This window comes from Streptomyces sp. NPDC004561 (assembly GCF_053602155.1).
Genome location: NZ_JBSGDB010000494.1, coordinates 1 through 6258, shown reverse-complemented (window position 1 = coordinate 6258; position 6258 = coordinate 1). Strand labels below are relative to the sequence as shown.

Annotated in this window: 5 protein-coding genes and 1 pseudogene; 5 read left to right on the top strand and 1 reads right to left on the bottom strand. The window is 72.4% G+C overall.

Annotated elements, in window-relative coordinates; all coding sequences use genetic code 11:
• Positions 1-35: 35 nt before the first annotated feature.
• Positions 36-1406, bottom strand: coding sequence for a UDP-N-acetylglucosamine 1-carboxyvinyltransferase (murA, locus tag ACWEN3_RS38840; protein WP_452981160.1), 1371 nt, complete (start codon positions 1404-1406; stop codon positions 36-38).
• A gap of 267 nt (positions 1407-1673) precedes the next feature.
• Between murA and ACWEN3_RS38835 the strand changes: the two genes are divergently transcribed.
• The 5 genes and pseudogenes from ACWEN3_RS38835 to ACWEN3_RS38815 all read left to right on the top strand — a co-directional run.
• Positions 1674-2246, top strand: a complete 573-nt coding sequence (locus tag ACWEN3_RS38835; RefSeq protein ID WP_452981162.1) for a YqgE/AlgH family protein — start codon at positions 1674-1676, stop codon at positions 2244-2246.
• Positions 2247-2275: 29 nt separating this feature from the next.
• Positions 2276-2554, top strand: a complete 279-nt coding sequence (locus ACWEN3_RS38830; RefSeq protein WP_452981157.1) for a DUF3039 domain-containing protein — start codon at positions 2276-2278, stop codon at positions 2552-2554.
• A 201-nt stretch (positions 2555-2755) separates the two neighbouring features.
• A complete protein-coding gene (locus ACWEN3_RS38825; protein ID WP_452981155.1) occupies positions 2756-4402 on the top strand; it encodes a beta-N-acetylhexosaminidase in 1647 nt (548 codons plus the stop codon).
• A gap of 224 nt (positions 4403-4626) precedes the next feature.
• Positions 4627-5520, top strand: a complete 894-nt coding sequence (locus ACWEN3_RS38820) for an FAD binding domain-containing protein (RefSeq protein ID WP_452981153.1) — start codon at positions 4627-4629, stop codon at positions 5518-5520.
• Positions 5517-6258, top strand: a pseudogene (locus tag ACWEN3_RS38815) (hypothetical protein); the annotation flags it as partial. The gene ACWEN3_RS38820 and the pseudogene ACWEN3_RS38815, both read left to right, overlap by 4 nt.

Here is a 6258-nt window from a genome sequence, read left to right as displayed (position 1 = left end):
CGTCACGGGCGGCCTGTTCGCGGTGGCGCTGTTCCTCACCCCGGTCGCCACGATGGTCCCGTCCCAGGCGGCCACCCCTTGCCCGGCAGTTCGACCTTCGCGCCCAGTTCGACGAGCTTTTCCATGAAGTTCTCGTAGCCGCGGTTGATCAGCTCGATGCCGTGGACACGGGAGGTGCCCTCGGCGGCGAGGGCCGCGATGAGGTACGAGAAGCCGCCGCGCAGGTCGGGGATGACCAGATCGGCGCCCTGGAGCCGGGTCGGGCCGGAGACGACCGCGGAGTGCAGGAAGTTGCGCTGGCCGAAGCGGCAGTCGGAGCCGCCCAGGCACTCGCGGTAGAGCTGGATGTGGGCGCCCATCTGGTTCAGCGCGGAGGTGAAGCCGAGCCGGGACTCGTACACCGTCTCGTGGATGATGGACAGGCCCGTGGCCTGCGTCAGGGCCACCACCAGCGGCTGCTGCCAGTCGGTCTGGAAACCGGGGTGGACGTCCGTCTCCAGCGCGATGGACTTCAGCTGGCCGCCCGGGTGCCAGAAGCGGATACCCTCGTCGTCGATCTCGAAGGCGCCGCCCACCTTGCGGTAGGTGTTCAGGAACGTCATCATCGAGCGCTGCTGGGCGCCGCGGACGTAGATGTTGCCGTTGGTCGCGAGCGCCGCCGACGCCCAGGACGCGGCCTCCAGGCGGTCCGGCAGGGCGTTGTGGGTGTAGCCGCCGAGCCTGTCCACACCGGTGATGCGGATCGTCCGGTCGGTGTCCATCGCGATGATCGCGCCCATCTTCTGCAGCACGCAGATGAGGTCCTCGATCTCCGGCTCGACGGCCGCGTTGGAGAGCACGGTCACGCCCTCGGCGAGGACGGCCGTCAGCAGCACCTGCTCGGTCGCGCCCACGGACGGGTACGGCAGCCGGATCTTCGTGCCGCGCAGGCCCTTCGGGGCCTCAAGGTACTGGCCGTCCGCCCGCTTCTCGATGCTCGCGCCGAACTGCCGCAGCACGTCGAAGTGGAAGTCGATGGGCCGCCCGCCGATGTCGCAGCCGCCGAGGCCGGGGATGAAGGCGTGGCCGAGGCGGTGCAGCAGCGGGCCGCAGAAGAGGATCGGGATGCGGCTGGAGCCCGCGTGGGCATCGATGTCAGCGACGTTGGCGCTCTCGACGTGCGTCGGGTCGAGCACCAGTTCACCGGGCTCCTCACCCGGGCGGACCGTCACCCCGTGCAGCTGGAGCAGCCCGCGCACCACCCGCACGTCACGGATGTCGGGGACGTTGCGCAGTCGGCTCGGCGCACTGCCCAGCAGGGCGGCGACCATCGCCTTGGGTACGAGGTTCTTCGCACCGCGGACACGGATCTCGCCCTCGAGCGGGGTTCCGCCGTGGACAAGCAGGACATCGTCGTTGACGGTCATGAATCTCGCGTTCCGATGAGTTGGGCAGGGTCCGGCCGATCACTGTGCGCGGGGGCCGGAGAGACAGGGTAATCGCCGATCACCCTCCGGCCGTAAGCCCGAGTACCGCCCAGTCGCGTCAAAGCTGTGCCACAACACGAACCGTTCCCAATCGGACACATGGGGTCACCGATCCAGGGTGTGCGCCGGGGGCGCATCCTTACGCCCTGAGCTGGGTACCCCCGATTGGCTCCCCACACCGGGGGAAGATGCGGGATCATGTCTGGCATGACCGAGGTGTCCTCGCTCACAGGGCGGCTGCTCGTGGCCACCCCCGCCCTGGCGGACCCGAACTTCGACCGCGCGGTGGTGCTCCTTCTCGACCACGACGAGGAGGGCTCACTCGGCGTCGTCCTCAACCGCCCCACCCCTGTCGGCGTGGGCGACATCCTGGAGGGCTGGGCCGACCTCGCCGGTGAGCCGGGCGTCGTCTTCCAGGGCGGCCCCGTCTCGCTGGACTCGGCGCTCGGCGTCGCGGTCATCCCGGGCGGTGCGAACGGGGAGCGGACCCCGCTGGGCTGGCGGCGGGTGCACGGCGCGATCGGCCTGGTGGACCTGGAGGCCCCGCCGGAACTGCTCGCCTCCGCCCTCGGCTCCCTGCGGATCTTCGCCGGGTACGCCGGCTGGGGTCCCGGCCAATTGGAGGACGAGCTGGTCGAGGGGGCCTGGTACGTGGTCGAGTCGGAGCCCGGCGACGTCTCCTCGCCGGCCCCGGAGCGGCTCTGGCGCGAGGTGCTGCGCCGCCAGCGCAGCGAGCTGGCGATGGTGGCCACGTATCCGGACGACCCTTCACTCAACTGATACGTGTGCGCTTCAGTACCCTGGGCGGTATGAGCACTCTCGAGCCCGAGCGCGGGACTGGTACGGGGACCCTCGTAGAGCCGACGCCGCAGGTGTCCCACGGTGACGGCGACCACGAGCGCTTCGCCCACTACGTCCAGAAGGACAAGATCATGGCGAGCGCCCTCGACGGCACCCCCGTCGTGGCGCTGTGCGGCAAGGTCTGGGTGCCGGGCCGCGACCCGAAGAAGTACCCCGTGTGTCCGATGTGCAAGGAGATCTACGAGTCCATGGGCAGCGGCGGCGGTGACGAGGGCGGGGACAAGTAGCGGCTCCGCACCCGGTCCGACCCGAGAGGGCCCCGGCACGTCTCGGCGTGTGCCGGGGCCTTTGCCGTGCCCGGGTCCGGTGTCAGTGGTCCAGACCTCTTGTGTGTGAGGCCGGGAGTCCGTAGCGTCCGTACCGGTTGTACGCAGCGAAACAGTCGTTGCACGCTGTGCAACGCCGGGTGCGGAGGTACGACGGACGACATGAACGACACACCCCTTTCCCCGGAACACGGCACGGCGCTGATCCCCGCGCCGGGCCGGATCGTCGGGAACGCCGCCGGTCGCGCGAGCCTGGACGGCGGGACGGCGCTGGAGGCGCGGCCCGGCACGGAGGGCGTCGCGCGTTGGCTGCGGGCCACTCTCGGAGCGGCGACCGGCCTGCCCTTTCCCGACGACCCCGGACGCGCCCGGCGCATCGTGCTGAGCATCGAGCCGGACCTGCCGCCGGAGGGTTATCGCGTCGTCGTCGGCGAATATCCGTTCCGCATCGAGGGCGGCGATGCGGCAGGTGTCTTCTGGGGCGCGCAGACATTCCGTCAGCTGCTCGGACCCGACGCCTTCCGCCGTGCGCCGCTGCGGCCGGGGAGGGACTGGGATCTCCCGGCGGTGACCGTCCACGACAGCCCGCGATTCGGCTGGCGCGGTCTCCTTCTCGATGTCGCCCGGCACTTCATGCCCAAGGAAGGCGTGCTGCGCTACCTGGACCTGATGGCCGCGCACAAACTCAACGTCCTGCATCTCCATCTGACGGATGACCAGGGCTGGCGCATCGAGATCGAGCGGTATCCAAAACTGACCGAAATCGCCTCTTGGCGGTCGCGGACGAAATTCGGTCACCGGGCCTCACCCCTCTGGGAGGAGAAGCCGCACGGGGGTTACTACACCCAGGACGACATCCGGGAGATCGTCGCCTACGCCGCCGAGCGGCATATCACCGTCGTGCCGGAAATCGACGTGCCGGGCCATTCGCAGGCCGCCGTCGCCGCGTATCCGGAACTCGGCAACACCGACGTCATCGACACCACCGCCCTCTCCGTCTGGGACACCTGGGGAATCAACTCCAACGTACTCGCCCCCACCGACACCACCCTGCGTTTCTACGAAGGGGTGTTCGAGGAGGTTTTGGAGCTGTTCCCGTCACGGTTCATCCACATCGGCGGCGACGAGTGCCCCAAGGGCCAGTGGCGCAAGTCGCCGGCCGCCCAGGCCCGCATCGCGGAACTCGGGCTCGGCGACGAGGACGGGCTCCAGTCCTGGTTCGTCGCGCACTTCGACGCGTGGCTCTCCGCGCGCGGACGCCGGCTCATCGGCTGGGACGAGATCCTGGAGGGCGGCCTCGCGCCGGGCGCGGCGGTTTCCTCCTGGCGCGGCTACGGCGGCGGGATCGCCGCCGCGCGGGCCGGCCACGACGTGGTCATGTGCCCCGAGCAGTACGTGTACTTGGACCACCGCCAGGCCCTCGGCGAGGACGAGCCCGTACCGATCGGCTTCGTGCGCACCCTGGAGGACGTCTACCGGTTCGAACCGGTTCCGGCCGGGCTCACCGGCGCCGAGGCGGAACACGTGCTCGGCACCCAGGCCAACGTGTGGACCGAGGTGCTGGAGGACGCCGCACGCGTCGACTACCAGGCCTTCCCCCGGCTCGCGGCCTTCGCCGAGGTGGCCTGGAGCCGGCTGCCGGCGCCCGCGGAACGGGACTTCGCCCACTTCGAGCGCCGTATGGCCGCCCACTACGGGCGACTTGACGCCCTCGGGGTCGCCTACCGGCCGCCCACCGGGCCCCGGCCGTGGCAGCGGCGCCCCGGGGTGTCCGGCCGCCCGATCGACGGACCGCCTCCGAACAGGTAACGGAAAAATCCCGCCGGCATCACCGAAGAGTGGCAATTCACGCTCTTTGGTGATGCCGTGCGAAAACGGTCCATCTTGTCGGTGAGGTGGGCGAATGCCTCCTAGCGGACCCCCGCGTTCGGGCCTTGCGAAGATGTGCCAGAGTTGCCACGTCCGCCCTGTGAGCACGTACCGTACGGCCACACAGGTGGGACCAGGTGGGGCAGCGGGAAGGGGCAGCCGGTTTGACCACGCACGCACCGCAGGCGGCGCAGGCCGTCACGCTGCCCACGACACTGGACGAGGCCGTGGCGGCACTCGCCGCGCTGCCCGCCGCGGTCCCCGTGGCCGGCGGCACCGACCTGATGGCCGCCGTCAACTCCGGACAGCTCCGGCCCGCCGCCCTGGTGGGCCTCGGCCGGATCAGCGAGATCCGCGGCTGGCAGTACCAGGACGGCCACGCGCTGCTCGGCGCGGGCCTCACCCACGCGCGCATGGGCCGCCCCGACTTCGCGGCCCTGATCCCGGCGCTCGCCGCCGCCGCGCGCGCCGCGGGCCCCCCGCACATCCGCAACGCCGGCACCCTGGGCGGCAACATCGCCTCGGCCGCTCCCACCGGGGACGCGCTGCCGGTGCTGGCCGCCCTGGAGGCGACGCTGATCATCGCGGGCCCGGCCGGCGCCCGCCGGGAGATCCCGGTGTCGCACCTGCTGGCCGGCGTGGAGATGCTGCACGGCGGCGAGCTCATCGGCTACGTGCGCGTACCGCTGCTGCACGCCCCGCAGGTCTTCCTGAAGGCGACCGGACGCACCGGCCCCGGCCGTGCGCTGGCCTCCGTGGCCCTCGTCCTCGACCCCGCCCGGCGCGGTGTGCGCTGCGCCGTCGGGGCCATAGCGCCGATGCCGCTGAGGCCCCTGGAGGCCGAGCAGTGGGTCGCGGGGCTCATCGACTGGGACAACGACCGCGCGCTGGTCCCGGAGGCGCTGAACGCCTTCGGCGAGTACGTCGCCGCGGCCTGCATCCCCGACCCGGCGCCGGAGCCGGACGGCTCCGTGCCCGCGCTGCCGCCCGCCGTACTGCACCTGCGGCGCACCGTCGCCGCACTGGCCCGACGAGCACTGGGGAGGGCGCTGTCGTGACCGACGACCAGCACGGAGAGGGCACGCCCCCGGGCGGCAGCCGCTGGAACCCGCTGCCCCAGGGCGACTACGACGACGGCGCCACCGCCTTCGTCAAGCTCCCCGAGGGCGGCATCGACGCCCTGCTGTCCGGCGACAGCCCCCTGGCCGCCCCCGGGCACGGCTACGTGCCGCCGCCGATAGCGACCGCCCCCGACGACGCGGCCACGGACACGTGGCCCACGCCGGACGGCGGCGGCCGGTGGCCCGACCCGAACGCCGCGCCGCCCCAGGGGCCGGCCGCGGACGACCGGTTCACGTACCGGCCCGGCGCCACCCAGCACTGGACCTTCGAGGAGCCCGCGCCCCCGGCCGCCCCCGGACACGACGTGACCGGGCAGTGGTCCATCCCCGTCGCGGGCGGAGAACTTCCCGACGAGTCGGGCGAGTTCACCACCTCCTCCCTGGTCGAGCAGTGGGGCGGCACCCCGCCCGCCACCCTGCCGGGCGGCGCGCCCGCGCCCTGGGCGACGGACGGCGCGGGCCGGCCCTGGGACCAGCCCCCGGCGGCGCAGCCCCCCGCCCACCCGGCGGACCCCCTGCCCGACCACACCGGCTCCCACCCGGCGGGCGGCGCCACCGCGCCGGAGGCGTACGCGCCGGACGAGGGGTACGGGCCGGACGAGGGGTACGGGCCGGGCCCCGAGCGGTACGGGCGGGAACCGGCCGGGCACACGCAGGACGGCCGGCCGGACACGC